Origin of the sequence: Natrinema saccharevitans, from assembly GCF_001953745.1 — an archaeon.
In the GTDB taxonomy this organism is placed as follows: Archaea; Halobacteriota; Halobacteria; order Halobacteriales; family Natrialbaceae; genus Natrinema; species Natrinema saccharevitans.
This window is the reverse complement of the sequence record NZ_LWLN01000001.1, coordinates 3,344,757-3,369,582: the sequence shown is the minus strand read 5'-3', so window position 1 is coordinate 3,369,582 and position 24,826 is coordinate 3,344,757. Positions and strand designations below refer to the sequence as shown.

General features: G+C 63.8%; 17 protein-coding genes. 6 read left to right on the top strand and 11 right to left on the bottom strand.

Annotated elements, in window-relative coordinates; translation table 11 throughout:
- Positions 1-78 precede the first annotated feature (78 nt).
- From A6E15_RS17050 to A6E15_RS17035, 4 genes are all read right to left on the bottom strand, one after another.
- Entirely contained in the window at positions 79-621 is a 543-nt protein-coding gene (locus tag A6E15_RS17050; RefSeq protein ID WP_139326622.1) for a hypothetical protein, read from the bottom strand.
- Positions 614-7,249 carry a VWA domain-containing protein gene (locus A6E15_RS17045; RefSeq protein WP_084177380.1) on the bottom strand — a complete coding sequence of 2,212 codons (6,636 nt, stop codon included), beginning with the start codon at positions 7,247-7,249 and terminating at the stop codon, positions 614-616. Before A6E15_RS17045 ends, A6E15_RS17050 begins: the two co-directional genes overlap by 8 nt.
- Before the next feature lie 208 nt (positions 7,250-7,457).
- The gene (uvrB, locus tag A6E15_RS17040; RefSeq protein WP_076147989.1) at positions 7,458-9,515 is read right to left on the bottom strand and encodes an excinuclease ABC subunit UvrB; all 2,058 of its coding nucleotides are present in this window, start codon (positions 9,513-9,515) and stop codon (positions 7,458-7,460) included.
- A 197-nt stretch (positions 9,516-9,712) separates the two neighbouring features.
- Positions 9,713-10,450, bottom strand: coding sequence for a DUF4397 domain-containing protein (locus A6E15_RS17035; RefSeq protein ID WP_076147987.1), 738 nt, complete (start codon positions 10,448-10,450; stop codon positions 9,713-9,715).
- A 307-nt stretch (positions 10,451-10,757) separates the two neighbouring features.
- Here A6E15_RS17035 and A6E15_RS17030 point away from each other — a divergent pair, with 307 nt between their 5' ends.
- A complete protein-coding gene (locus A6E15_RS17030; protein ID WP_076148432.1) occupies positions 10,758-11,027 on the top strand; it encodes a DUF7553 family protein in 270 nt (89 codons plus the stop codon).
- 27 nt (positions 11,028-11,054) lie between these two features.
- Here A6E15_RS17030 and A6E15_RS17025 read toward each other — a convergent pair whose 3' ends face one another.
- Entirely contained in the window at positions 11,055-12,185 is a 1,131-nt protein-coding gene (locus A6E15_RS17025) for an ORC1-type DNA replication protein (RefSeq protein ID WP_076147985.1), read from the bottom strand.
- A 115-nt stretch (positions 12,186-12,300) separates the two neighbouring features.
- Here A6E15_RS17025 and A6E15_RS17020 point away from each other — a divergent pair, with 115 nt between their 5' ends.
- Positions 12,301-12,651 (top strand): hypothetical protein, encoded by a 351-nt coding sequence (locus A6E15_RS17020; RefSeq protein ID WP_175607282.1) that lies wholly within the window; start codon positions 12,301-12,303, stop codon positions 12,649-12,651.
- A 45-nt stretch (positions 12,652-12,696) separates the two neighbouring features.
- Here A6E15_RS17020 and A6E15_RS17015 read toward each other — a convergent pair whose 3' ends face one another.
- Entirely contained in the window at positions 12,697-14,739 is a 2,043-nt protein-coding gene (locus A6E15_RS17015; RefSeq protein WP_076147983.1) for a MutS-related protein, read from the bottom strand.
- A gap of 209 nt (positions 14,740-14,948) precedes the next feature.
- Here A6E15_RS17015 and A6E15_RS17010 point away from each other — a divergent pair, with 209 nt between their 5' ends.
- Positions 14,949-15,908: a DUF368 domain-containing protein gene (locus A6E15_RS17010; protein ID WP_076147981.1), complete on the top strand. Its 960-nt coding sequence runs from the start codon at positions 14,949-14,951 to the stop codon at positions 15,906-15,908.
- A 68-nt stretch (positions 15,909-15,976) separates the two neighbouring features.
- Here A6E15_RS17010 and A6E15_RS17005 read toward each other — a convergent pair whose 3' ends face one another.
- Complete coding sequence (locus tag A6E15_RS17005; protein ID WP_076147979.1) at positions 15,977-16,546, bottom strand: DUF6789 family protein; 570 nt, start codon at positions 16,544-16,546, stop codon at positions 15,977-15,979.
- Between the two features lie 411 nt (positions 16,547-16,957).
- Between A6E15_RS17005 and A6E15_RS17000 the strand changes: the two genes are divergently transcribed.
- Positions 16,958-17,314, top strand: coding sequence for a hypothetical protein (locus A6E15_RS17000; RefSeq protein ID WP_076147978.1), 357 nt, complete (start codon positions 16,958-16,960; stop codon positions 17,312-17,314).
- Positions 17,315-17,343: 29 nt separating this feature from the next.
- Here A6E15_RS17000 and A6E15_RS16995 read toward each other — a convergent pair whose 3' ends face one another.
- The 3 genes from A6E15_RS16995 to A6E15_RS16985 all read right to left on the bottom strand — a co-directional run bounded on the left by A6E15_RS16995 (position 17,344) and on the right by A6E15_RS16985 (position 21,141).
- Complete coding sequence (locus tag A6E15_RS16995) at positions 17,344-17,616, bottom strand: amphi-Trp domain-containing protein (RefSeq protein ID WP_076147976.1); 273 nt, start codon at positions 17,614-17,616, stop codon at positions 17,344-17,346.
- A gap of 108 nt (positions 17,617-17,724) precedes the next feature.
- Complete coding sequence (gene nasA, locus A6E15_RS16990; RefSeq protein WP_076147975.1) at positions 17,725-19,866, bottom strand: assimilatory nitrate reductase NasA; 2,142 nt, start codon at positions 19,864-19,866, stop codon at positions 17,725-17,727.
- Between the two features lie 324 nt (positions 19,867-20,190).
- Positions 20,191-21,141: a twin-arginine translocase subunit TatC gene (locus A6E15_RS16985; protein WP_076147973.1), complete on the bottom strand. Its 951-nt coding sequence runs from the start codon at positions 21,139-21,141 to the stop codon at positions 20,191-20,193.
- Positions 21,142-21,271: 130 nt separating this feature from the next.
- Here A6E15_RS16985 and A6E15_RS16980 point away from each other — a divergent pair, with 130 nt between their 5' ends.
- Both A6E15_RS16980 and A6E15_RS16975 read left to right on the top strand, forming a co-directional pair.
- Entirely contained in the window at positions 21,272-23,596 is a 2,325-nt protein-coding gene (locus A6E15_RS16980; protein WP_076147971.1) for a twin-arginine translocase subunit TatC, read from the top strand.
- Between the two features lie 160 nt (positions 23,597-23,756).
- Entirely contained in the window at positions 23,757-23,936 is a 180-nt protein-coding gene (locus A6E15_RS16975; protein ID WP_076147969.1) for a CopG family transcriptional regulator, read from the top strand.
- Between the two features lies 1 nt (position 23,937).
- Here the strand turns inward: A6E15_RS16975 and A6E15_RS16970 are convergent, their stop codons facing one another.
- Positions 23,938-24,759: a 23S rRNA (uridine(2552)-2'-O)-methyltransferase gene (locus tag A6E15_RS16970; protein ID WP_076147967.1), complete on the bottom strand. Its 822-nt coding sequence runs from the start codon at positions 24,757-24,759 to the stop codon at positions 23,938-23,940.
- Between the last annotated feature and the right edge of the window lie 67 nt (positions 24,760-24,826).

The window sequence follows — 24,826 nt, the reverse complement described above, 5'->3', positions numbered from 1 at the left end:
AATAGTTAGTCACCGGAGCCAATGACCGTCTTCGCCAGTTCGATCCGCGATTCGGTCTCGATGAGCGGACCAGCGCGTTCAGTCAGTTTCTGCGAGTACGTCCGCAGCCAGGTCCAGTTTTGCGTCGATCCGCTCCTGAAACGACATCGAGTCGGGGTTTTCGGGTAACGGTTCGTCGTAAACTCGACTGAATCGCTCGATAGCCCAATACGCGTGCATGAACTCGGGTTCGTCTCGCCAGGTTAGATCCTGCCACGTGACGGTTTCGTACTGTTCTCTGGCGTCTCGATAGTGGTCGATCGCTTCACGTTGACAGAGCATGAGTCGTCCATCACCACGCCATTCGTTCAGTAGCCCGCGCAAAACCTCGGTCTCGGCTTGGCTCTCGGCGTCGGCAATCAGCGACTCGGCGATCTGGAAGAGCCGTTCGGCTCGCCCGCGATTATCGGCGCGATGATCGCAGCTTATCGCCTGCAGGAGCATTGTGATTCCGACGCGAGTATCCCCATTCATTCGGAAGTGGGATTCGAGGCACTTCTCGAAGCCGTCGCGAGCATATGCTGTTGCTGCGGCGTCATACTCTCCTCGATCTTCAAGTTTGAACGGCGTTTCGTTAGTCATTCGGATATATTTTGTTTAATTGTTTGCTCTCGACAAGACGTTTGATAAATTCGCTCACGGCATTGATTCGCTCATATGCTGTACTCAGTACAATTCGATCATGGTCTGTTTCATCTATTTGTTTGTGATCGTAGCCGTGGACGATCTTTGCAGTCCCTTCTTCGTAGAGGACCCATACATATAGTCCGTAGCCGTTCGTATAGACTTCATCTGCCTCTTCAACAATTCGCTGAATTTCGCTATTTTGAGTGATATGTGGCTCTTCTCGATCCTCAATATGGCTCTTATCGGTCGGAATAAGGAATTCGTCTTCGACTCCCTGTGGATCTTCGACGATTTGATCAGCTGCGATGATCAGCCCCTCGGCCACGCGCAGAATAATCTGCCCGTCTCCGCCCGGATTATCGCCGATAATCAGATCGTAGCGACCGTCTTCCTCGATCGCGTTCGGCGCACGAACGATCTCACGGACATCTCCGGGTTGGCTGATTCCCGGGAGTTCTTTGATCTGCTCCCAGCCGTGTTTGCGCTCGTGCCCGTCGTGAATTTCGTGTTCGTAGACGGCCCCGCTCGGGAGCGTAATCTCGAGACCGTCGATCTCCTCTTGCCACAGCGGTTCGGTAACTGGAATGGACTGAGCGTACGCTCGTTGGCTGACCTCGCCAGCTGCGGAGCCGGTCGTCTCGGCCCACACGGCGTACCCGCCGGCAACGACGGCACCGCTAGCAATGACCGCAGCACTCGAGACGCTGATACCCGTTGCCGTTGTTACTGCCGCGTACTCTGACGACGAGACTGCGCCGACTGCCAGCCCTGCCGTCGTCGTGTCCGTGGCCGAGACTCCGGCGGCGACATCGACCGTGCCATCGTCGACATCGTGACTCGTTCCGGCTATGTTGCCGTCATCATCGACCACTGTGATTTCCACTTCCTCTGGCGAGACCCGCCCAAGCACACCGAACGTCGTCGTCACGTATACCTTGTCGCTGTTTTCGGCGTGTTTGAGGTCGTCGCCAGTGAACGTTTGATTGTGCCAGCCGTTTTCGACAAGCGGCACCCACGTGTCGATATACTGATGTACGTGAATTTCCTCGATATCGGTTGCTCCACCAGTCGGACGAGCGACGACAGCAAGTCGTTCACTTGGGTTACGGACTGTTGTCGGTAGTTGAGAGAGATCATTTATATTATAAGACTGATATTTGAACCTCGGCGGGGTCGTCTTCTCGTTCACCGCCGGGTCCACAACATCAATCAGTCCATCATCGTCGGTGTCCGCTTGGGTCGGATCCGAGTCCCAGATGCGACGTTCATCGTGATCGTTCACCTGGTCATTATCAGTGTCTGGATCGGTTGGATCCGATCGCAGCTTGTAGTACGAGAACGTCACTTTGGATCTGGTGAGACCTACTCCAGAATAGGTATGTGTTACTTCAGAATACTCGCCAACCTCTTGTCCATCCGTGAGTCCATCACCGTCGGTGTCGGCTATGTGCGGATCCGTTTTGACTCGATTACTGTTCTCGAACCCACCCCCTACCTGTGGGTTAACACCGAGCAAAATGGATTCCTGCTCGAGTTTATCCGGAAGTCCGTCTCCGTCACTGTCTCGAGGTTTATTTTCGATTCGTTCGAACGTTTCCGGTAGGTCACTGGCATTTTCGACGTGAAAGAATCCGCCGCCAGTCGTATTGGCGACCGAGCGGAGTTCTTCCTCGTCAACACTGCTCCCGAGTCCAACCGTATTGATTTCGATCCCTTGTGAAGCGGCGGCATCGGCTACTTCTAGGGGGTTTCCACTTGTTTGGCCATCTGATAGAAGAATCAACTCCTGTGGATGACTGGAATTGCTGTTTCTCTCGAGTTCATCGAGCGCTTCTCGTAATCCGACAGTCACATTCGTTCCGCCGCCAGCAGTGAGTCCGTCGAGACTCTCGTTAACTCGCTGGTGATTGGTAGTGAGGGGCTGGATAACTCGAGACGAACTATCGAATCCGACGACTCCAGTCTGTTCATCATCGTCGAGAGACATTATAAACCGACTCACAGCCTCTTTTGCGTAGCTGGTCGGTGATCCACTCATGCTACCACTCTCGTCGATGACGAACACGGTATCAACTGAACGCGAATCAGAACGATCGGAATAGCTTTCCGGCGGTCTCGCGTCCCACGTCGATGTCGCCTTTTCGATGTTAAACACAGAGAACGTCGAAAAGTGCGGCGTTGAAGCCGTCACAGTGTTGTTTTTCCGATCTACGGTTGAATTTAGGGGCACGTACATCTGTTTGGATTCGTTGTACGTGACCATCGTCAGCGGCTCATCACTATCCGTCGCGTCGTCGTATTCGATCGTGACCGTTGCGTCCTCGAACTTCTGTTCGGAGTCTAAGTGAACGATTTCGGAAGCGCTGACGTTGGTAACTCGTTCGCCAGTAATCGCATCGTTCTGTTCTGCTTCGATCGTCGTGCCGGCTGCGATGTTCCCCTGGCCGGTTAGATCGAGGTCGACGCCGACGGATTCATTGCTGGTACTCGTCGTGTAGGTCTCGTTTCCGTCGACGACTCCGTTCGCGTTCGTGTCCGGATCGAGTGGATCGGTCTCGAGTTCGAACTCCTCACTGTCTGAGAGTCCATCGTCGTCCGTATCCGCCGAACGCGGGTCGGTATCGTATTCGCGGACTTCCTCGAGATCAGTGAGACCGTCACCATCGGTATCGGAGTATCTCGGGTTAGTTCCGAGAGAGATTTCCTCTTCGTTCGAGAGACCATCACCGTCACGGTCCGCAGCGGGATCGGAGACGCCGTTTCCGCTCGAATCAGTTACGAACGGATTCAGGAAGCTGTACTGTGCTTCGACGCTATCGTTGAGCCCATCACCGTCTGTATCCGAAACGCTGGGATTTCCAGCTGCGAGCGATGGTCGCATCTGATCGTCCAGAGCCGAACCGTTGGCCGGGAAGAAACGGATTTCACGGCCATCCGCCAGACCATCACCGTCCGTATCGGCAGTTTCAGGGTCGAGAGAGACGGAAGCGGCCGCCGCGAACGGCAGTTTGAACTGCTGTTCTTCGAGGTAATCGGGTAATCCGTCTTCGTCGTCGTCCGTGAGTACGCGGACGTCACGGATCTCGGCGGGTGCGTCTCCGGAACTCCGCCCAGTAACGGTGATCTCGTCACCGGCGAACTCAGTCACCGGTACCCGTACTGTCGTCCACGTGTCTCGATCGGTCGACGTTGTACGCGTACTTCCGTTCGACGCGCGGGCGACTAGTGTCGCGTTCTCATCGGTGCGATTTGATCGGATAGCCGCTTCGATGTACGTGGAATTACTCTCCGGGACCGACACCGACCACAGCGGCGTTGTGACACCGTGAAGCGTTCTGTCGGGTCTGATTCCCGATTGAGCGGTGATATCGGTGACAGCCGTCTCAGTCGTTTGCTGCCAGTCGACGGAACCGTTCGGGGAAATTTCAGTTACCGTACCAGCTCCGGCCGCGTTGTCGGTCTCGTTTCGGACGAAAATCGTACCCGTTGCCGTCCGCTTCGTTCCGTTCCCGAATTCGTCGACGAGAGTCAGTTCGATCGTATACTTGCCGGGTTCTTCGTAGACGTGTTTGACCTGTCCAGTTGAGGATGTCGTTGTTCCATCCCCGAAATTCCAGTCAGCTTCAACGATCGTGTCGTTTTGACCGACGTTGTTTACGAAGGAGGTGAAAGATATCGGCTCGCCCGCCACCGGCTCAGTGAATTTGATTCCAGCTTGAAGTGATTTAACCGTGATCGGTTCGGTAGTTGCCTGAATATCACTGTCCACAGCGCCGACAGTGACAGTGTACTCGCCTGCAGGTACGTCGTTCAATCTAAATGTCGTCGGTCCATCCGACAATGAGAGCGACGTTTCGTAGACCGTCTGTCCAGTCGTAGAATCGACTGCAAGCGTGACGTTCCGTGATCGATCCGGATCTATCTGGACTGCCAGCGGTTCGTCCGTCGTGAACTCGTTCGGCCGAGCCGTTACTGCAAACTCGGGATCCGATGCTGATCCGTTATCATCGCTCCCGGATTCCTCAACGACCACGGTATCGGTGGAATCCTCGAGACCGCTATCGGAAACGATTCTGACCACGTACTCGCCAGCAGAGAGATCAGGAATGGATAGCTGCTGAGATTGCTGGCGAGCTGTCACGGCCGTTTCGAGTAGCGTCTGTCCACCAGTTGACTCCACAGTGAGCGTCGCGTTCCGCGTTTCGTCGGCGCGGTAGTCGACAACTAAATTCTCCGCGGTAGTGATGTTGGTTTCGAGAGCATGAATCGAGATGGGCGTTCCATCGTTACCGTCGGGACTGGAGACGGTAACTGGCTCCGTCGTGTCCGTTAGTCCGCCCGATTCGGACTCGATAGTAGCGAGATACTCGCCGGGCTGGGAAAGCGACAGCAGTAAGGTCTTTTCAGTTGTCGTCGCTTCAACCGCTGTACTGTATACTTCTTGTCCATCAGTCGTTTTGAGCGAGAGTGTCGCGTTCACCTGCTGATCTGCATAGAAGGAGAGGGACAAGTCGTCGTCAGTCGTGAGATCCATGCTAGACGTTTCTATGGATATTTCGGCCGGTTCGGCATCACCATTCGGCTGGGAGACGGTGATCGGATCGGTTGAGTCCGTCTTCGAATCCGATGTCGACTCGAGGATTGCAACGTATTCGCCGGCCTGCGGGATCGACAACTGGAATTGTTTCTGAGCATCGGTTGCCTCAACTTTCGTGCTATAGACCTCTTGTCCTGTCGATGTCTCGAGTCGAAGTGTTGCCGTTCGACTTGGATCAGCACTGAACCTCAAGGTAAGTGCATCGTCAGTAGTGATCGTCTCATCCTGGGCGGAAATCGAGAACGATTCTGATTGGGTAGATGACGTTACCGTCGAATATAATCGGGTATCACTCGCCGCACCTGCGTCGACAGGGTTGATCAGGTCTGTTCGATCAAATTCGGTTATCGCTCCGCTCTTGAGTAGAGTAGGAGATTTCGTCTCGCTGGTAATACCATCCGTAGTGAAACCTGTATATGAGCTGGTAGTTTCGGAATAAGCGTTTACCGTGTCGCCGCCATCCTGATCCGAGGAGGCCACAGTTCTGGATCCAGTGGTTTCTATGGACGACTCATCTCCTCGAATGATTCTGCTCTCAGTTCCGTGTGTCCCGATGTAAATACTCCCGTCGACGGCCGTCTCGATTCCCACGACAACCGCTTCATCGTCGACCGGGAGGGCCGTTGAATTGACGATCGCGCCATCAGTGGAGTTGACTGTGAGAAGCCTCGGCGCTGTAACGTCATCGCCCTGCTCAATCGCGTACAGCCGGTCATCGCCAGCGATTGCGAGCTCAGTTGTGCCACCCGGTATCGATGTCGACCACAGTCTGGTTCCATCGGCCGGATTGACACCGCGTATACCGGTCGACGTAGCGACGAACACGGTACCGTCAGGTCCCTGTTTCAAATCGTGGATAGTTGGGGAAATATCGGTCTCCCACGCGGTTTCGACTGAATTATTTGCGTCGTGAATACGCGTAAGACGTGTTCCGGACTCGCGGCCGTCAAAATAGAGTCCAGCATACACTGCACCGTCAGTTCCCTGCGTAATATCATCGAGGCGGTACTCTGGCCCCTGCTCACTGAAGAAAGTCATCGTCCACGGTCGATACCCATATTCCGTATCGACTATCGTGACGTTGCCACCCCTCGAAACGTTCGCGGCACTGATCACCGTATCCTCTCGAGTAGTCGAGAGTTCGAAAACACCGGGATCGAACGGAACCCGTGTCGTCGTCGAGCCGTTGAACCAGTCGATTTGATAAACAGTGCCATTCCTCGTGACTGTCCCATAAACAGCCCCGTTGGGACCTGACGCAACAACTGTGTCACCTATTTCGGAGAACTGTTTCTGCCAGACAATCGTTCCTGAATTGGGACTGATCTTACTGATCGATCCGTTTTCGCTACCGACGTAAACGGCGTTTGCCGTCTCCGGTTCAACCGGGTCTGGTCGTTGGACCCGCGTCGAATTCTTCCACGTAGTCTGATTCAGGACTGTGAAATATCCAAGCGAAGAGACTGTTGCATTTGCTCGCTGTTCCTCGACATTGAAGTCAGTCGATACTGGGCTCCAGCCGCCAACGCCAGTTCCGTCCCAACGGTAAATGGCCAGCGAATCGGTAGCATTAGACGATACCGACTCAGTCAGCGGTATAGAAACGGTTGCCTGCTCAATCTCGGCCGTTTTAGCAGTTTCCTCAGGGCCGATACGAACAGTTGGTCCTACGTTCGGGAGTTCATGATTACCAGCGTCGGAGTATGGCGTAATGGAAATATTTTCTACTTCCGTGTTCAATTGCTTAAATGAAACAGTTACGCCGGTATACGGATCCTGTATCGTTTTAGTCGGATTTGTTTGGGAGGTGTTTGAGAATGTGAATTCTCGTTCACTGAAAGAGTCGAGATCGTATTCTTCATTCGGATTTATATGATTACCAAGAGCGGAATTAGAACCTGCTGCAACCACAGGCATTGTAATCGTTGACAAAAGTAACGTGGCAGTTAGTATTAATGCGCGCCTAGTTTGCTTACTACCATCCATATGCGGTAATCATATTTCTTACTTAAATATTTTTCTATGTTACAGTTAGTTATAACTAGTAAACAGGTATATTCGAGATACCCGAAGTTCGGCGTATGCGCTGGCAGAGTCGGAAACAAACTGACGACCGGAACCGACTCGAGACCACTCGATCAGTACGATCCAGTAGAATCGGATAGTGACGGATCGCGAACCGGACAGTCGCCGCTCAGAACTCCTCGGTCGGCGGCGCGATCCCCTCGTCGTCGTCGCCTGCGAGGTCGAACTCCTCCCGGACCTCCCGGATTCGATCGCGGATGTCGGCGGCCAGCTCGAACTCGAGGTTGTTCGCTGCCTCCTGCATCTGGGTCTCGAGTTCGTCGATGTAGCGGGCGGCGTCGTCCTCGTCCGCGAGTTCCCGGCCGGAGACCTCGGTGGTGTCGGTCTTGGCCCCGGGGAGGTTGGTCTCGCCGATCTCCTTCTCGATGGTGGTCGGCTCGAGGCCGTGGTCCTCGTTGTACTGCTGTTGAATGCGGCGGCGACGCTGGGTCTCCTCGATGGCCGACTCCATGGCGTTGGAGGGCTCGTCGGCGTAGAGGACGACCTCGCCGTTGACGTTGCGGGCCGCCCGGCCCATCGTCTGGACGAGCGTGGTCTCCGAGCGGAGGAAGCCCTCCTGGTCGGCGTCGAGGATCGCCACCAGCGAGACCTCGGGGATGTCCAAGCCCTCCCGCAGGAGGTTGATGCCCACGAGGACGTCGATCTCGCCCAGGCGCAGGGAGCGGATGATCTCGTGGCGCTCTAACGTGTCGGTCTCGTCGTGCATGTAGGCCACGTCGACGCCCGCCTCCTCGAGGTACTCGGTGAGGTCCTCGGCCATCCGCTTGGTCAGCGTGGTCACGAGGGTCCGCTCGCCGCGATCGATGCGGTCGTCGATGCGATCCAGCAGATCCTCGACCTGACCCGTGGCGTCGGCGACCTCGATCGCGGGGTCCACGAGGTGGGTCGGCCGGACGATCTGTTCGACGACCTGGTCACTTTCTTCACGCTCGTAGTCGGCCGGCGTCGCGCTGACGTACAGCGTCTGGTCGGTCTTGTCTTCGAACTCCTCGAAGGTCAGCGGGCGGTTGTCGTACGCGGTGGGCAGTCGAAAGCCGTTCTCGACCAGCGAGTCCTTGCGTGACTTGTCGCCCTCGTACTGGCCCTTGATCTGAGGCAGGGTCTGGTGGGACTCGTCGACGACGGTGAGGAAGTCGTCGGGGAAGTAGTCCAGCAGGGTGTAGGGCGCTTCGCCCGACCGCCGGTCCGAGAGGTAGACCGAGTAGTTCTCGATCCCCGAGCAGTAGCCGGTCTCCGCCATCATCTCGAGGTCGAAGGTCGTCCGCTCCTCGATGCGCTGGGCGGCGATCATATCGCCCTGCCGTTCGAAGTAGGAGATCCGGTCGTCCAGATCGTCGCGGATCTCGTCCATCGCCCGCTCGAGTTTCGTCTCCGGGATCGAGTAGTGTTCCGCGGGGTGGACCAGCACCGCCTGCTGGTCGCCCTGCGTCTTGCCCTCGAGGGGGTCGACCTTGACCATGCGGTCGATCTCGTCGCCCCACAGCTCGACCCGGACCGCGTACCGGCCGTACATCGGGTAGATCTCGATCGTGTCGCCCCGGACCCGGAACGTGCCCTGCGTGAAGTCGACGTCGTTGCGCTCGTAGTTCAGATCGACCAGCTGAGCGAGCAACTCGTCGCGGCCGATCTCCTGACCGACCTCGAGGCGCAGGGACATGTCGACGTAGTTGCGGGGGTCACCGAGGCCGTAGATCGCCGACACCGAGGCGACGACGATGACGTCCTCGCGGGTCAAAAGCGAGCGGGTCGCGGAGTGGCGCAGCCGGTCGATCTCCTCGTTGATCGAGGCGTCCTTGTCGATGTAGGTGTCGCTTTGCTCGACGTAGGCCTCGGGCTGGTAGTAGTCGTAGTAAGAGACGAAGTACTCGACGGCGTTGTCCGGGAAGAGGTTCCGGAACTCCTCGTAGAGCTGGGCCGCCAGCGTCTTGTTGTGGGCGATCACCAGCGTGGGCTTCTGGATCTCCTCGACGACCCACGAGACGGTGTTGGTCTTCCCGGAGCCGGTCACCCCGAGCAGGGTCTGTTTGTCCATGCCCTCGCGAAAGCCCGCGACCAACTGCTCGATCGCTTCGGGCTGGTCGCCCGCGGGATCGAACGGCGCGTCGACCGAGAACGGCCGGTCGACGTCGGGACGGTCCGGCTGGAGGGGTCCTTGCGCGTCGCTCATTAGCGGCATCAGGGGCTCGAGCCACTTGACCCGCTCGCATGGCGTGTGGGAGCCCGCCGGCGGATCGTCGCGGTCACTGCACCCCCGGAGCCGCCGGTCCGGCTGCCGTCAACCGGGCGGCGACCGGCCCGCCGTCTTCGATGGCGCGCCGCGACGCCGATCGCGACGCCGTCGTGCGATCAGGTGCACAACGACCGTCAGTGGCTACCGTCGGTGGATTCGTCCCCCTCGTCGGCCATCGGCCCGTCGACCGTCGGCTCGACGGCGAACATCGGGTCGTCCGCGGTCGGCGGCTCGAGGTAGCCGATCGCGTAGGCGGTGTAGGCGGTCCCGCGCTCGAGGGTCACGTCGAACGAGGCCACGGCTTCCTCGCCGCCGGCCGGCCGGACCGAGACGGTGCGCGCGCCGGCCGGCACCGCGACGTAGTCCGTCGCGTCGGTAAACGCGACGTTCTCGAAGACCGGCTCACCGTCGGCGTAGACGTCGACGGCCGGCGCGTCCGGCGACGCGTGAACGAGTCGGACGAGCGCCGAACCGGCGTCGACCAGCACCGCCGGCTGGAAGGTCTCCGCACCGAGTTCGCCGATCGCGGCGACGGTATAGAACGCGGCGTCAAACGTCACGTCGCCCTCGAACGCGACCGTCTCCGGGTCGCCCGCCGCCGTGATCGTCACCGTGTAGGTTCCCGGCTCGATCTCGAGGTACGGCGAGACGTCGCCGTAGGCCACGTCCGCGAGGACCCGGTCGCCGGCCACGTAGACGTCGACGTTCGGTGCGTCCGGTGAGAAGTGCGCGACTCGAACCGCTGCACCCCCCATGTCTTTCGACTCACCGCCGTCGTCCGTCTCGTCGTGAGCCGACCGCTCGTCGTCTTCGTACTCGCCGACGGCGAACGCGGTGCCACTCGCCGCAGTCAGTCCGCCTGCGATGCCCATCGTTTTCAGGGCCGTTCGTCGTGATACTGGCATAATGCGACCGAATCGGAGGGCCGACCGGAGAAAAGCCCGACAGTTAGTATCCTGAGTAGTCCTGACGTTTCCGTGAGGGGGGTCCCCCGTACTCGGTCCCTGTCATCGGAAAGGGGACCGTATCCCACGAGCGATCGGGTGTAGTGACCGTCTACAGCCACCACGGTACTGGGGCGGGCCCGTTCGCCCCGGCGGTCCCCTCGTTGATCGCCCCGATTCGGACGTGGCGATTGCTCGCCCAACCGTTATGGCTCGAGTCGCCGTCGATCCGGCCATGACGAAGCAACTCCAGCAGGTCCGTGACGACCTCGAGGAGGCCGCGAAGTCGGCCGACAGCGACGCGGTTCGCGCGGACATCCGCGAGACGACCGACGCGTTCGCCGATTACGTGATGAGCGAGACCGCGCCCGACCACGCGATCCTCGACGAACGGCTGAACACGCTTCGGCAGGCTCGCGAGCGGGCCGAGGGGAACACCGAATCCAAACTCGAGTCGGCTATCGAGGCGGCCGAGGACTACCGCAAAACGATCGATCAGGCCTGAGTACGCGGCGTCGACCGAGAGCAGACGCTACTCCAGGCGCTCCAGTACCGCCTCTTTCTCGTAGGACAACGAGAGCGACCGGGAGCGGCCCCGGCCCTCGACGTCGGCGTAGTCGGCGTCGATCAGCCCCAGCTGGTCGAGCTTGTTGACGATCTCGGAGTAGCGCGTGTAACCGAGATCGGTCCGCTCGTGGAAGGCCTCGTAGACCGCGCCGGCCTGCTCGCCGTCGTTGTGGGCGATCACCTCGAGTAAGGCCTGCTCGGTGTCGGTCAGCCCCGACAGCGACCGCGAGAGGTTGATGTACTTGGACTTCTCGTAGGCCGTCTCGACGTCCTCGCGCTCGACGGTGCGACTGGCCCGCATCTCGGCGTTGAGTCCGGCTCGGCGCAGCAGGTCGATCCCGACCCGCAGGTCGCCGCTCTCGGCCGTGAGTTTCGCGACGTACTCGAGGGTGTCGCGGTCGATGACGCCGTCGTGGAAACCACGTGTGACACGCTCCGCGAGGATGTCGACGATCTCGGGTTGGTCGTAGACCGGGAAGTAGACGTCCTCGGGGCGGAAGACGCTCTGGACCCGCGAGTCGAGTTCGTCGATCACGTCGAGTGCGGGATCGGAGGAGACGACGACGACGCCGATCTTCGCCCCGGGGTACTCCTCGTGGGCGCGCAACAGCGAGTAGAGCGTATCGCTCGCTTCGTTCTCGTAGAAGAGGTAGTTGACGTCGTCCAGAGCGACCACGAGGACCCTGTCCTCCTCGACGAGTTTTTCGGCGATCTGACCGAACAGCTTCTTGAACGAGATACCCGAGGAGGGCGGCTCGTAGTCGAAGGTGCCCTCGAAGAGCCGCGAGAACACGGAGTAGCGGGTCGCGTTGACCTGACAGTTGACCCGGATCGTCCGGACGTCGCTCGTCTGGGCCCCAACCTCGTCGAACAGCTTCTGGATCGCCGTCGTCTTGCCCGTCCCGGGCGGGCCGCGGACGACGACGTTCAACGGTCGCGACCCCCGCACCGCCGGGCGCAAGGCGTAGGTCAGGCTCTCGGTCTGGCCCTCGCGGTGCTTGAACGTCTCGGGGACGTAGTCGATCTCGAAGACGTGTTCGTCCCTGAACACGGATTCGTCCCACGACAACATCCCCTCCTCGGGGTCGTCTCCCATCACTTTCACCCTGCTTCCGCAGCGTCTTAAGGGTTGGTGACCGGCTCACACGCACGATCGATATCGTTCCGTGTCCCTGTGTAACAATGCGCAATTGTTAATATTCCCCACATAGATGGAACGTATAGAGATGATCGGACCGGAGCAACCAGAGGCGATCCCCGACTTCCTGTTCGAGCAGTTTGCGGACTGCTCGCCCGAGACCCTGCGGGGGATCGGCCAGTACGCCCGCTCGGAGACGTACGTCGCGCCCGACGGGATGCCCGACGCCACGAAGGAGGCGTTCGCGCTGCAGGACGACGAGACGCTCGCTGCCGTCGCCGCCTACGTCGACGACCTCGCCGAGTTCCTCGAGATGAACGACGCCGACTCGCTCGCGGCGCTGACCGACGACGACGGCGACGAGGACGAGAAGTGGGGGCACAAGAAGATCCTCGAGTGGCACGGCGGGAGCCCGCAGAAGTAGGGTACGGCGGACGACCGACCGCTCGAGTCGCCGTTTCTCCGCTGACTAGTCGAACTTGTCGAGCAGGCGGTCGTAGAAGACCGGTTCGGGCTCGCCGTCGTCCGGGACGCCGCCGTTCGCCGCGACCACCTCGTCCCGGGCCTCGTCGGCCAATTTCTCCACGATTAGTTCCGGCGTCGACCGCGCCAGGTGGTCTTTGACCGGCGAGCGCTCGACCCGGAGTTCGCCGTCGACGAGGCCCACCGCCTCGATTCCGTCGACGGTCACGTCGAAGCCGGCCATCTCGCGGATCTCGCCCGCCAGATGAGAGACGAACACCGCGGTCGCGCCGTTCTCCGACAGCGCCTCGAGGATGCCCGCGATGATCTTCGCCGAGGCCCCGGGCTCGGTGATGCTCTCGAGTTCGTCGACCAGCACCAGCGAGCCCTCGCCGCCCTGTGCGAGGTCGGCGAACTCCCGGACCGTCGACTCGAAGGCCCCCGCGTCCAGCGTCCCTTGGGTCTTGGCGTGGTAGTGGACGTCGTCGAACCGCCGCAGGCGCACGTTCTCGGCGGGCACCGGCAGCCCCATGTGGGCCAGCACGACGACGCTCGCCACCAGATCCAGCGTCGAGGTCTTTCCGCCGCTGTTGACCCCCGACAGCAGCGCCACGCCCGAGACCGCGTAGTCGACGGGGTCGATCGCCTCGAGCGGTTCGTCCAGCAGCGGCGACCGCCCGCCCTCGATCGCGAAGCCGGTCGCCGTCCCCTCGTCCGCCCACGCGAACTCGGGCATCGTACACTCGAAGTCCCGCGCGAAGCGGGCGATCGCCAGCTCGACGTCCAGCTCGAGGGCGTCCCGAACCAGCCGGCGGGCCCCCTCGCGCTGGTCGGCGAGGTCGGCCGCTAACTCGCGTTTCAGGCGACCGGCGCGGCGTTCCTTGGCCGCGGTCAGTTCCTCGCGCAGTCGGCCGATCGCGTCCTCGTCGCGCTCGACGGGAAACGTGGGCTCGTCGCCGAACGCCCGGCGGGCGATCTCGGCCTCGCCCTGATCGAGATCGAGTGCGTCGATCAGGTGGTCGCGGGCCGCCTCGACGGCCGCGGCGTACTCGTCGGCCAGCTCCCGCGAGAGCAGCGAGTCGACGCCGGCCCCGCGCTCGACCAGCGAGAGCAGGTCCGAGCCCTCGATGGTGACGTCCTGTTCGCGGATCGCCTCCCGCAGGCGGTCGTTGGCGACGCTCTCGGCCGCGCTCGCCGCCGCGTCCAGATCGTCGACCGCCGTCGTCAGCCGGTCGAGTTCGTCGTCGCCCGCGACCGTGCCGTCCTCGGCCAGTCGCGAGAGACCGTCCTCCAGGGCCGCGAGGTCACAGGCCGCGTCCAGGTCGGCGGCCCGGTGGACCGCGACGGCGGCCGCCAACCGATCGCGGTTCCGCGCGAAAAAGGCCAGCGGGCGCTCGGGAACGACTTCGGCCGGGTTCTCGAGGGCGTCGGGTCGGACCTGCACGTCGCCCTCGATCGCGACGCCGGCGAAGGACTCGTCGAGGGCGATCACCGTCGAGTACCCTCTGGCGAGTTCGGCCAGCCCCTGCGCGTCCTCGACGACCTCGACGGAGAGTTCCGGGATCGCCTCCCGCGCCGCCGAGTAGCGCTCGGCGTCGGTCGTCGCCAGACACCGCTCGCGGACCCGCACGTCGCCCGGCTCCCGGAGCGGCTCGAGCCCCTCGAGGGCATCGAGGACGGCGGGGTCGGGCTCGCGCTCGATCGCCTCGGCCGCGAACGCCCGCACCTCCTCGATGCGAGAGCGCGTCGGACTCGGGTAGATCGTCTCGAGGCGCTGGGCGGCGTAGTCGGTGACGGTGCGCTCCTCGAGCAGGGCGAGGAGGGCGCGGTAGACCTCCCGGGCGCGGTCGGTCGCGAGGAAGCCGCCGGGGTCGTCGTGGTCGCGGCGGATCGCCCCCCGCGCGATGCGGGCGGCCCGCCCCTGTGAGATTCCCGGCGCGGCCGCGATCGCGGCCACGTCGCCGGCCCGCAGCGCGCGCTCGGGATCGTCGAGTTCGGCCAGCGCGCGGGCCGTCTTCTCGCCGACGCCCGGAATCGACTCGAGGTCCATGTCTCGACCGGCGTCTCGAACCGGAGCGAGAAAAAGTTCCCGCCCACGGCGGCGAGGACACGATCCGACTCGCGGATCAGTCCGGCGACACACGAGCTGACAGCGTTGTCGACCATTTATACGAGTGGGCGGGAACCTACCGGACATGCAGTCGAACCGGCGATCGCGACCGACCCCCTCCGCAGGACCGGGACAAGGGAACCGAACCCATGGAGTATGACCGAGCCGAGGCCGTCGGCGACCGCCTCGAGTTGCTCCGGACCTACGGCTACGGGCTCTGTATGGGGACCGCAGACGCTCTACCGGGCGTCTCGGGCGGCACCGTCGCGCTCCTGCTGGGCTTTTACGGCCGGCTGATCGCCGCCGTCACCGCCTTCACCCCGGGCCGAGCCATCGCCGTCCTGCGCGGCTATCGCCCCGATCGCCGGGATCGGGCGCGGGAGGCCCTGCTCGAGTTGGACCTCGGGTTCCTGCTCCCGCTGGGCGTCGGGATGGTCACCGCCGTCGTCCTCATCGCCGACCTCGTCTCGTCGCTGGCCGAGTCCCATCCGATCGCGATCTTCGGCTTCTTCACCGGGCTGATCGCCGCCTCGGCGATCACGCTCGGGCGCAGCCTCGAGTTCGCCTCGCCGACCCACGTCGCCGCCGGGATCGCGGGGACGACGCTGGCACTGCTGGTCGCCGCCGACGTCGTCCAACTGCCCGGGAGCGGCCCCGCGGTGATCCTCGTCGCCGGCGCGGTCGCGATCAGCGCGATGATCCTCCCCGGCGTGTCGGGTTCGCTGATCCTGATCCTGCTCGGTCAGTACGTCTTCCTCTCGAGCGAACTGAGCGCGTTCGTCCGCGCCGCGCTGGACCTGCTCGGCGGCGGCTCGCTCTCGGCCGTCGTCGATCCGGGGACGACCGTCGCGCTGTTCGTCGCCGGCGGGCTCGTCGGCCTCGTCACGATCGCCCGCGTCGTCCGCGCCGCGCTGACGCGCAATCGCGGGGTGACGCTGCTGTTCCTGGTCGGTCTCATCGCCGGCTCCGTCCCCGCGCCCCTGCACAACATCAGTGAAACCCACGCCTGGACGGCCGAGACGACGGCGTTGACCGCGGCGTGGGCCGCCGTCGGCGCGATCGCCCTGTTCGCGCTCGAGCGGCTCGTCGGTGGTTTCGATCCGGAGTAGCCGAGCAGGCAATCACGACAGTGAAAACGAAACTACGGGGAGCCGTAGACGGGTGATCGGCTCCGCGATCAGTTGCCGTCGTCGTACTCGTACTCCCGGTCGGGATCCTCGACGCCTTCGGTCCGGGAACCGACCCAGGACCCCAGCGAGAGCCCGTAGACGAGGTGACCGGCGTGAAACAGGGCAAGTTCGTCGGCCTCGAGGCGGACGTCGAGCAGTTTCTCCAGCATGATCTGTGCGCCGAACGCCGACAGGACCATGCCGTAGATCGATCCCCAGACGAGTCCGCGCTGTTCGGGTTCGATGGACCGACCGGCAGTGTACAGGGAAAACAGTCCGCCGAAAACCGCGCCCGAACTGACTCCGTAGACGAGATGCAGGACGAGGCCGGCCAGCGGATGCTCGTCCGGATCGCCGCCGGCGACGTACTGGGACCAGAAGTTCGCCGACGGCGGCAACGATCGCAACAGCGGCAGCCGAAAGGCGGTCATGAGCAACGTCGCGACGAACCCGCCCTGGATCCCGCGGGCCACCGCGTCGGCGAGGTGTGCCTCGCGGGAGTGGGCGTCGACGTCGCTGGTGTGTCCCTCCGTGTCAGTGATCGAACGCAACCGTCGCAGGTGGTCTGAGACAGCCATGATGGTCTGAACACGCGCCCTACCACCGACGGCGTCTTAACGGCTCGGCGCGCGGATGACGGTCGGAGCCGGAGTTCGACCACGCCGTACTCGAGCGGACGGCCACCGGACCGACGGCGTCGGCCCCGAGGGGATCCGGGGACGAACCGACCGCCACACGAGACGGCTGACGACCCGCAGGGCGTCTCGCCGTCGGAACCACCCGGTCGCGACCGAACCGACGTCGAAACCCGCCGTCAACTCTTCGGCGTTCACCGACCGTCCGCAGAGAACACCGGCACGAACACGAACAGTCAGAATGCAACCCACACCGAAGCAGAAAACCCAACACTACCGTAATATCTGGACTCGCGTCCGACAATATTGCGTATTACGACACGAACGTGGTACTCGAGATAGTACCAGTGACCGATGGAAGCCAACGTGCCGCTCGAGTGGACCACCGAAGAGTCTCGGACGTATACCCCGACCGATACGGGTCGAGAGATGCAGTATCGGACGTACGTCCACGAATCGGGAGATCTGCGGCTGAAAGTCGCGCCCGCCTCGCTGGAGGGCGAAGACCACCCCGGCTACGCGCTGACGGCCACGAGCTATCCCGGACTCGATCTCTCGGAGACGATCCGGATCAGGACAGTGCTGACGTTCGAGCGCTGTAACCGGATCGCCGGCGACTTCATGGACCTGTTTTCCGCCAGCTACGACGGCCCCGGTTCGCTCGAGGACGCGCTAGAGTATGCCTACGAGCGAACGCGCGAACACCGCTGACGGCGCGGTTCGGCCGGTCGACGAAGCGCTCACTCGATCTCCAGTTCGCCGCTCCCGCCGTCCTCGTCCCACTCGAGTTCGAACTCGACGCTCAGTTCGCCCGGGCCATCGGCCGGTCCCTCGCGCTCGGCCTTGACCTCGAAGGTGGGGCGGGCGGGCGGCTCGAGCGTCACGGAGTCGGCACCGGCCGTGAGCGTGATCGGTGCGCCGTCGTCCAAGTTGTCGGCGACGCGACGCAGCAGCGACGCGATTTCCGCTCGGCTCTGCTCGGTTTCCGATTTGAAGAGTACTTCTTCGGGCATGAGTGACAGTACGCTCCGGGAACTGATAAACGCACGCTCGAGCGATCGACGCGGACTCTCGCGGCTCTCGGGAGCGTCGTCCGCCGCCGATTTCGTCGCCGTCGGTGCTCAGGCGCTCGCTTCCGCGACTGCAGTGACGTCTCGGTCCCGCGGGGGCTCGAGACGCACCGCACACTGCTTGAAGTTCGGTTCCTTCGAGCGGGGGTCGACGTCGGGCAGCGTGAGATCGTTGATGGCGGAGTGGTGGATCGGCAGCCAGACGACGCCGGCGGAGATGGCCTCGTCGGTCTCGACGCGGGCCGTCACCGACGCTCGCCGGGAGACGACGCTGACGTACCGCGCGTCGCTCTCGTCGGCGGTCTCGACCGGACGCCCGAACTCGTCCGCGAACGCGGCCGCAGTCGCCGGGCTGATCCGGGCCGTCGGCGGTCCGTCATCGCGGGTCCGGACGCCGGTGTTGTACGCGTCCGGCCGCCGAGCGGTCGTCAGCGTGAACGGATAGGACTGGTCGGTCGGCTCCGGCAGCGGGCGGGCCTCGCCGGTCGAAAACTCGGCGCGACCCGAGGGCGTGTAGAACGACCACGACTCGTCGGCGTCGCCGGCCGAGCCGTCCCGCTCGTCGGCGTCCGGTCCCTCGTAGTAGCGGTACCCGCCCGAGACGTCCGGCTCCGGGGCCGGCCAGCGGACCGCGGTTTCCGCCTCGAGACGGTCGTAGCTGATCCCCGAGAGATCCGCGGGGGTGCCCTCGGTCAGCCCGGTGAACTCCGCAAAGACCGATTCGGGCTCGAGCGTCCCGTCGAACAGGTCGGGCGCGAGTCGATCCGCGAGCGCGCCGATCAGCTCGAGATCGGTCCGGACGCCCGGCGGCGTCTCCGTCGCGGCCCGCACGCGGGAGACGGTCCGTTCCATGTTCGTCGTCGTCCCCTCGGACTCGCCCCACGTCGCTGCCGGCAGAACGACATCGGCGTACGCGACGGTCTCGCTGCGGAAGGCGTCCTGCACGACGAGGAACGCGTCCTCGAGTTTCTCGCGGACGCGGGTCGCGTCGGGCATGCCCGCGGCGGGGTTAGTCGCGACCGCGTAGACGGCCGTGACGTCGTCGCCGACCGCGTCGACGATGCCGACCGGTCCCGGCCCGGGGTCGTCGGGGAGCCGCGAGACGGGGACGCCCCACGTCTCGGCAACCTTACGGCGGTGGGCCGGATCGGCGAACGGCCGGTGGCCGGGCCAGGACCCCTTCGAGGAGCAGACACGGGCTCCCATCGAGTTGGCCTGGCCGGTCAGCGAGAACGGGCCGGAGCCGGGTCGGAGGTTGCCGGTCGCCAGACACAGATCGATCAGCGCGCCAGCGGCCGCGGTGCCGTTGACACTCTGGTTGATCCCCATGCCCCAGTACAGCAGGGTCGGGTCGGAAAGCGCCTCGGCGAGGCGGTCGACGTCTGCCATCGAGACGCCCGCCATTTCGGCTGCCGCGGCCGCGTCGGGGAGATCCGCGCGGCGGTCCGCGAGGCCAACGGTCGCCTCGTCGACGAACTCGCGGTCGACGCGGCCGGTCTCGACGACCCGCGCCAGAACGGCTCGAGCCAGCTCGAGGTCCGCACCCGGCTCGAGCGGGACGTGGTGGTCTGCGACCGCGGCGGTCTCGCTGTGGACGGGGTCGACGACGAGCAACTCGGAGTCGTCCGCGTCGGCGGACTGGCGGATCCAGCGGAACATGACCGGGTGGGCGGCGGCCGGGTTCGCCCCCCAGACGACGTGGGTCTCGGCCGCCGGAACGTCGTCGTAGGTCGGCGGCGGCGCGTCGCTGCCGAAGGCGTCGTAGTACGCGGTGACGGCCGACGCCATACACAGCGTCGTGTTGGCGTCGTAGTAGGCCGTCCCGAAGCCGCCGCGGGCGAGTTTGCCCAGCGCGTAGGCGGCCTCGTTGGTCTGCTGACCGCTACCGAGTACCGCGATTCCGTCGTCGCCGTCCGCGAGCGCAGCGTCGAGCCCCGCCGCCGCACGCTCGAGGGCCGACTCCCACGTCGTCGGCACGAGGGCGCCGTTCTCGCGGACGAGCGGCCGGGTCAGCAACTCGCCGTCCGGATCGGCGGTCTCGCTGAGACCGCGCTGACACGCCAGCCCCTGAGTGACCGGGTGGTCGGCGTCGCCCCGGACGGTGTCGAGACCGTACCCACGGTCGGGGGCCTGCTGGACGTGTCCACAGCCGACCGCACACCGCATGCACGTCGTCGGGACCGTATCAGTCACGGGACCACCGCCGTGGGCCGGCGCGAATCACGGCGTGAGAGTTGCAATCACACCCTCCGCGAGAGTATTTGCTCGAGATCATGGGGGGCTGTTCACGGATCAGGAAAACGTTCGCACCCACTAAACGCTGATCGTTTCCCAACCATCGCTTTTCCCTCTGGGGAGGGGCTGGCCCCGACAGTATGCGAACGGACGGGAGGTGTATAAAGGAATTATCCGTCGAGTGTCGCCGGGTCGATGTGGCCGTTCGGTCACGAAACTCGAGTCCGCTGGACCGATTGGAGGCCGAATAGCGACGGCGGCGAACGGGAGCGACCCGGACGGCTACTCCGTCCCGACCCACTTGAGGACGAACAGCGTCCCCTCGAACAGCAGGATCATCGTGACCGCGACCAGGATGGGAGCCATCCCCGTCGGGTCGAGGGTGAACATGAACGACAGCCCCGCGAAGGCCGCCCAGAAGTACAGCCGCTTCTGGGCCAGCCAGCGGCGGGTCGTCACGCCCATCATGATCGCCAGCATGATAAAGAGCGGAATCTGGAAGACGATCGCCAGAAAGCCCGTCAGCGTGATGATCAGGTTGAACGTATCGCCCAGCGCGTAGGCGACGTCGGCGCTACCCTCGGCGTAGTAGGTGAAGTATCGAAAGAGGATCGGCAACACCAGCACGTACGAGAACAGCATCCCGAGCGCGCCGAGGACGACGCTCGTCGGCACGGCCGCGAGGTAATACTTCCGTTCGTGGGGGTACAGCCCCGGACGCATAAACAGGTAACACTCGTAGACGAACGCCGGCAGCGCGACCATGATCCCCAACAGCGAGGAGATCTTGATCCGGGTCAGCCACAGCTCGAGCGGGTTGTAGAGATGCGGCGGCGGCACCTCTCCCTCGGCGTAGGGGAAGACGTTGAACCAGACGTACTGGATCGCGTCGGAGGCCCACAGCAGGCCGATCGCCGTCCCGCCGGCCCCGAACAGCAACACGACCGCCAGCCGGAGGACCATCTCCTCGATGTGGTCGGCCAGCGGCATCTCCTCGTCGTCCGGCGGCGTCTCGATCCCGCCGATCTCCTCGTCGGCGTCGGGATAGGTCGGCGTCGGATCGTGTCGATCGCCGACGACGCCCTCGCCGTCCGTCTCGAGGTCGGGCCGCTCCGCGTCGGGGTCGGCGGCCGGCCCGTCGAGCTCGGATTCGGCCGGCGATTCCGAGGGAGCACCTTCCCGCGGCTCTTCGGGGCCCTCGGCGTCCCGTCCGTCCACCGGCTCGTCCGACATCTACGGGATATTGATAGGCCACCGGTTATAGGCCTTTTTCTTACGGTGACCCTGCACGAGTGAGAAGCCCGCTGACTCGCCCGTACCCACACGAAAGGTTGATAACTGGATGTCAGTTACCACCTACCCAATGAGTTCTGCCGTCGACGAGGACACCGCCCGGGCCATAAACTCCGGCCGGGAGACGATCGGCGCGCTCCTCTCGGGTGCCCAGCAACACCTCAAGAAGGTGTTCGTCGTCTTCCTGCTCGGGTTCCTCGGCTCCTTCTACGCGCTTCGTATGGTCGTCTGGGACTTCCTCGAGGCGACCGCCAAATCTCGGATGACCGAGAACGTCGCCGGATCGACCGACATCATCACCCGGACGCCGTTCGAGGTGATCCTGTTGCAGGCCAAGATCGGGATGATAACCGGGATCGTCGTCGCGATCCCCGCCCTGCTCTTTTTCTCGCGGAAAGCGCTTCGCCGCCGCGGCTACACCAGCGCCGTCCCGATCTCGAAGGGGTATATCGCCGGCTTCGTCGTGCTGGCGCTGACGCTGTTCGTGACCGGCGTCGTCTACGCCTACGCCATCTTCTTCCCGTACGCGTTCGGCTTCCTAGCGAAAAACGCCGTCAGCGCCGGCGTCAAGCCGAGTTACGGTATCACCGAGTTCACCGAGTTCATGGCACTGCTGACGCTTTCCTTCGGGCTCGCCGCCCAGCTTCCGCTGTTGATGGGGGCGCTGTCGTACACCGAGATCATTCCCTACGAGACCTTCCGGGACAAGTGGCGACACGCCGTCGTCGCGATCGTGATCTTCGGCGCCCTGTTCTCGCCGCCGGACCCGTTCACGCAGGTCATGTGGGCGATGCCGATGGTCGTCCTCTACGTCTTCAGCCTCGGGCTGGCCAAGGTCCTCACCAACGTCCGGCGACGCGGCGCGGCGAAATCGGCGGGGACGGGGACCGGCCACGTGAAAGGGCGCCTCCTCCAGTTCGGCGGGGTCCTCGCGGTCGTCGCGGTCGCGGCCGCCGCCGCCGTCAATCAGGGCGCGCTCGGCTACCTCCACGAGTCGGTGTACCCCGCGTTCCCCTCGGTGATCCGTCCCAGCGGCGCGGGGCCCCTCGAGACGATGGCGACGGCGAACGGCCTCGCCGGCGACGCGGCGGTCGGGCTGGTCGTCGCCGGCGGCGTCGGCTTCCTCGTTCTGCTGGGCTACACGATCTACGTCCTGCAACAGCCGGTCTACCCGCGGCCGGACGACATCCGGCGGGCCGACAGCCACGAGGACGTCGACTTCGAGACGCTCTCGACCGAGGACGTCGCGGACGTGTCGACACAGGTCTTCCGGACGATGAGCGAGGACCAGGCCCTGGAGTACTCCCGGCAGGCGATGTACGACGACGACCGGGAGAAAGCCCAGGCGATCCTCGATCGCTTCGATGCAATCCAGGAGTCGGCGGACTCCGGAGACGGGGCCGCCGCGGGCGGTGCAGCGGCGGGGGCGGCCGGTACCGGCGAGGGCGACGACGAGGGACTCGTCGCGAGTACCGCCGCCGGCATGCTCGATCCGTTCACGGAGGACGAGACCACCGAGGACGACATCGGCGGCTACGCCTACGACGTCGCGTTCATCTTCAACAGCCTCACCTCGAAGATGTTCCGCATCGTCGGCCTCTTCATGGTCGTCATGGGGGGGACCTTCTTCTGGCTCTACTCCGGCGGGCTCGGCGACGTGTTGCGGCTCTTCCTCGACCGCGTGCCACAGCGCGTCCTCGACGAGGTCGCGGCCCGCAACGACATCGACCCCAGCCAGATGAGCCTCGACGAACTCATCGAAGCGATGGACATCGTCGTCGCGCTCCATCCCGTCGAGGTCCTCATCTTCGAGGCCAAGGTGAGCGCGCTCGCCGGCTTCGTGGCCGTCCTCCCGCTGATCCTGTTTTACGCCTGGCCGGCCGCCAAGGAACGAGGACTGGTCTACGGCGACCGCCGCACGTTCCTCGTCTGGGGCGGCGGGCTGCTGGCCGGCTTCGCCGTCGGAACCTACCTCGGGTTCTTCTGGGTCGCGCCGTCGGTCATCTCGTATCTGGTCTCGGACGCGCTAGCCAACCGGATGGTCGTCTCCTACCGGATCAAGAGCTTCTTCTGGCTCGTGATCTTCACGACCGTCGGGATCGGCTTCCTGCTGAACATCATCGTCACGATGGCCCTGTTCCACGTCGGCGGGATCGTCAGCTACCGCTCGATGCTCGAGCGCTGGCGGCCGGTCGTCGTCGGCATCTTCACCCTCGCGGCCTTCTTCAGCCCGAAGGGCGTGCTGATGATGCTCATGTTCTCGATCCCGATCGCGCTCACCTACCTGCTCGGGCTGGGCATCCTCTATCTCCTGACCGGCGGCGGCCGGCTGTTCGGCGGTGGCGGCGGCGGCTCGACGGCCGACCCCGACGAGACCGGCGCGACTCCGGAGTAAGGGGGCCGATCGACGGTACGACACAGTTTCGAATCGCACTCCGCCCACGACAGTGGCTCGCCGCTCGAGCGATCGAGAGCCGCCAGCGCTCCCTCGAGCGAGACGAACGTCGCCGACCAGCTACGCTTAAGGCCGCGACTTGTGAACGATCGAACCACTGATGCCAAAGATCAGCGTCGAAATCCCGCAGGAACTCCTCGACGATCTCGACGATCACGTCGGCGACGACGGCAAGTTCGTCAACCGCAGCGACGCGATTCGGTCCTCGATCCGCAAGAACCTGGACATCTTGGACGAGATCGACGAACGCCACGACCGCCTCGAGTCCGCCGACGAGTGACTTACGCCCGGTCGAGTCGCTGGGCGAACCCGAACGTCGGCTTGACGTCCTCGACGCGGACCGCGACCGTCTCGCCCTCGTCGGCACCCGAGACGAACAGCCGGTACCCCTCGACCGAGGCGATACCGTCGCCCTCGCTGCCGACGTCGTCTATCTCGACCTCGAGTTCGTCGCCGGGCCGGACGGGGGCGGTGAGTCGGCCCTTCCCGATGAAGTAGACCTCGGAGGACTCGTCGCGGCTCGCGTCGGGCGAGGTCGCGCGGACGTACTGGAACTCCTCCTCGACGTCGGCCCGGAAGTCGTCGACGTCGGGGCCCTCGAAGACCTTCACGACGAAGTCGCCGCCTGCCTCGAGCAGTTCGAGCGCGGTCTCGAAGGCCTGGCGCGCGAGGTGCAGCGATCGGGCCTGATCCAGCGAGTACTCGCCGGACATGTTGGGCGCCATGTCCGAGATGACGGCGTCTGCGGGCCCGCCGGCCCGCTTCCGATCGGCGGCGGTAGCCGCCCTATCGACGCTTCCGTCGGCGGCGTCGACGACCCGCTTGCGGGTCTTGTCCTCGGTCATGTCCCCGCGGAGCGTCTCGACGTTGTCGTGGTCCTCGAAGTCGTCGATCCGCTGGAAGTCGACCCCGATGACCTGTCCCTCCGGGCCGACTTCCTCGGCGGCGACCTCGAGCCAGCCGCCGGGCGCGGCCCCGAGGTCGACGACCGTGTCGCCGCGGTCGATGACGTCCTCGAGTCGGTCGAGCTGTTTGAGCTTGTAGGCCGCCCGGGAGCGGTAGCCCTCCTGTTTGGCCTTGTTGTAGTAGTGGTCGCGAGCCATGTGTCGTTCTTAGACGGGCTAGGCGGCCGGGACGGATAGGTGTGGCGAGAGCGGCCCGCGCGGCGGC

Coding starts and splice junctions, on each gene's coding strand:
- A6E15_RS16980 (WP_076147971.1), top strand. CDS start 21,272: ATGAGTTCTGCCGTCGACGAGGACACCGCCCGGGCCATAAACTCCGGC.
- A6E15_RS16975 (WP_076147969.1), top strand. CDS start 23,757: ATGCCAAAGATCAGCGTCGAAATCCCGCAGGAACTCCTCGACGATCTC.
- A6E15_RS16995 (WP_076147976.1), bottom strand. CDS start 17,616: ATGCCCGAAGAAGTACTCTTCAAATCGGAAACCGAGCAGAGCCGAGCG.
- A6E15_RS17025 (WP_076147985.1), bottom strand. CDS start 12,185: ATGGGAGACGACCCCGAGGAGGGGATGTTGTCGTGGGACGAATCCGTG.
- A6E15_RS16985 (WP_076147973.1), bottom strand. CDS start 21,141: ATGTCGGACGAGCCGGTGGACGGACGGGACGCCGAGGGCCCCGAAGAG.
- A6E15_RS17015 (WP_076147983.1), bottom strand. CDS start 14,739: ATGGACCTCGAGTCGATTCCGGGCGTCGGCGAGAAGACGGCCCGCGCG.
- A6E15_RS17035 (WP_076147987.1), bottom strand. CDS start 10,450: ATGGGCATCGCAGGCGGACTGACTGCGGCGAGTGGCACCGCGTTCGCC.
- uvrB (WP_076147989.1), bottom strand. CDS start 9,515: ATGAGCGACGCGCAAGGACCCCTCCAGCCGGACCGTCCCGACGTCGAC.
- A6E15_RS17030 (WP_076148432.1), top strand. CDS start 10,758: ATGACGAAGCAACTCCAGCAGGTCCGTGACGACCTCGAGGAGGCCGCG.
- A6E15_RS17020 (WP_175607282.1), top strand. CDS start 12,301: ATGGAACGTATAGAGATGATCGGACCGGAGCAACCAGAGGCGATCCCC.
- A6E15_RS16970 (WP_076147967.1), bottom strand. CDS start 24,759: ATGGCTCGCGACCACTACTACAACAAGGCCAAACAGGAGGGCTACCGC.
- A6E15_RS17010 (WP_076147981.1), top strand. CDS start 14,949: ATGGAGTATGACCGAGCCGAGGCCGTCGGCGACCGCCTCGAGTTGCTC.
- A6E15_RS17005 (WP_076147979.1), bottom strand. CDS start 16,546: ATGGCTGTCTCAGACCACCTGCGACGGTTGCGTTCGATCACTGACACG.
- A6E15_RS17045 (WP_084177380.1), bottom strand. CDS start 7,249: ATGGATGGTAGTAAGCAAACTAGGCGCGCATTAATACTAACTGCCACG.
- A6E15_RS17000 (WP_076147978.1), top strand. CDS start 16,958: ATGGAAGCCAACGTGCCGCTCGAGTGGACCACCGAAGAGTCTCGGACG.
- A6E15_RS17050 (WP_139326622.1), bottom strand. CDS start 621: ATGACTAACGAAACGCCGTTCAAACTTGAAGATCGAGGAGAGTATGAC.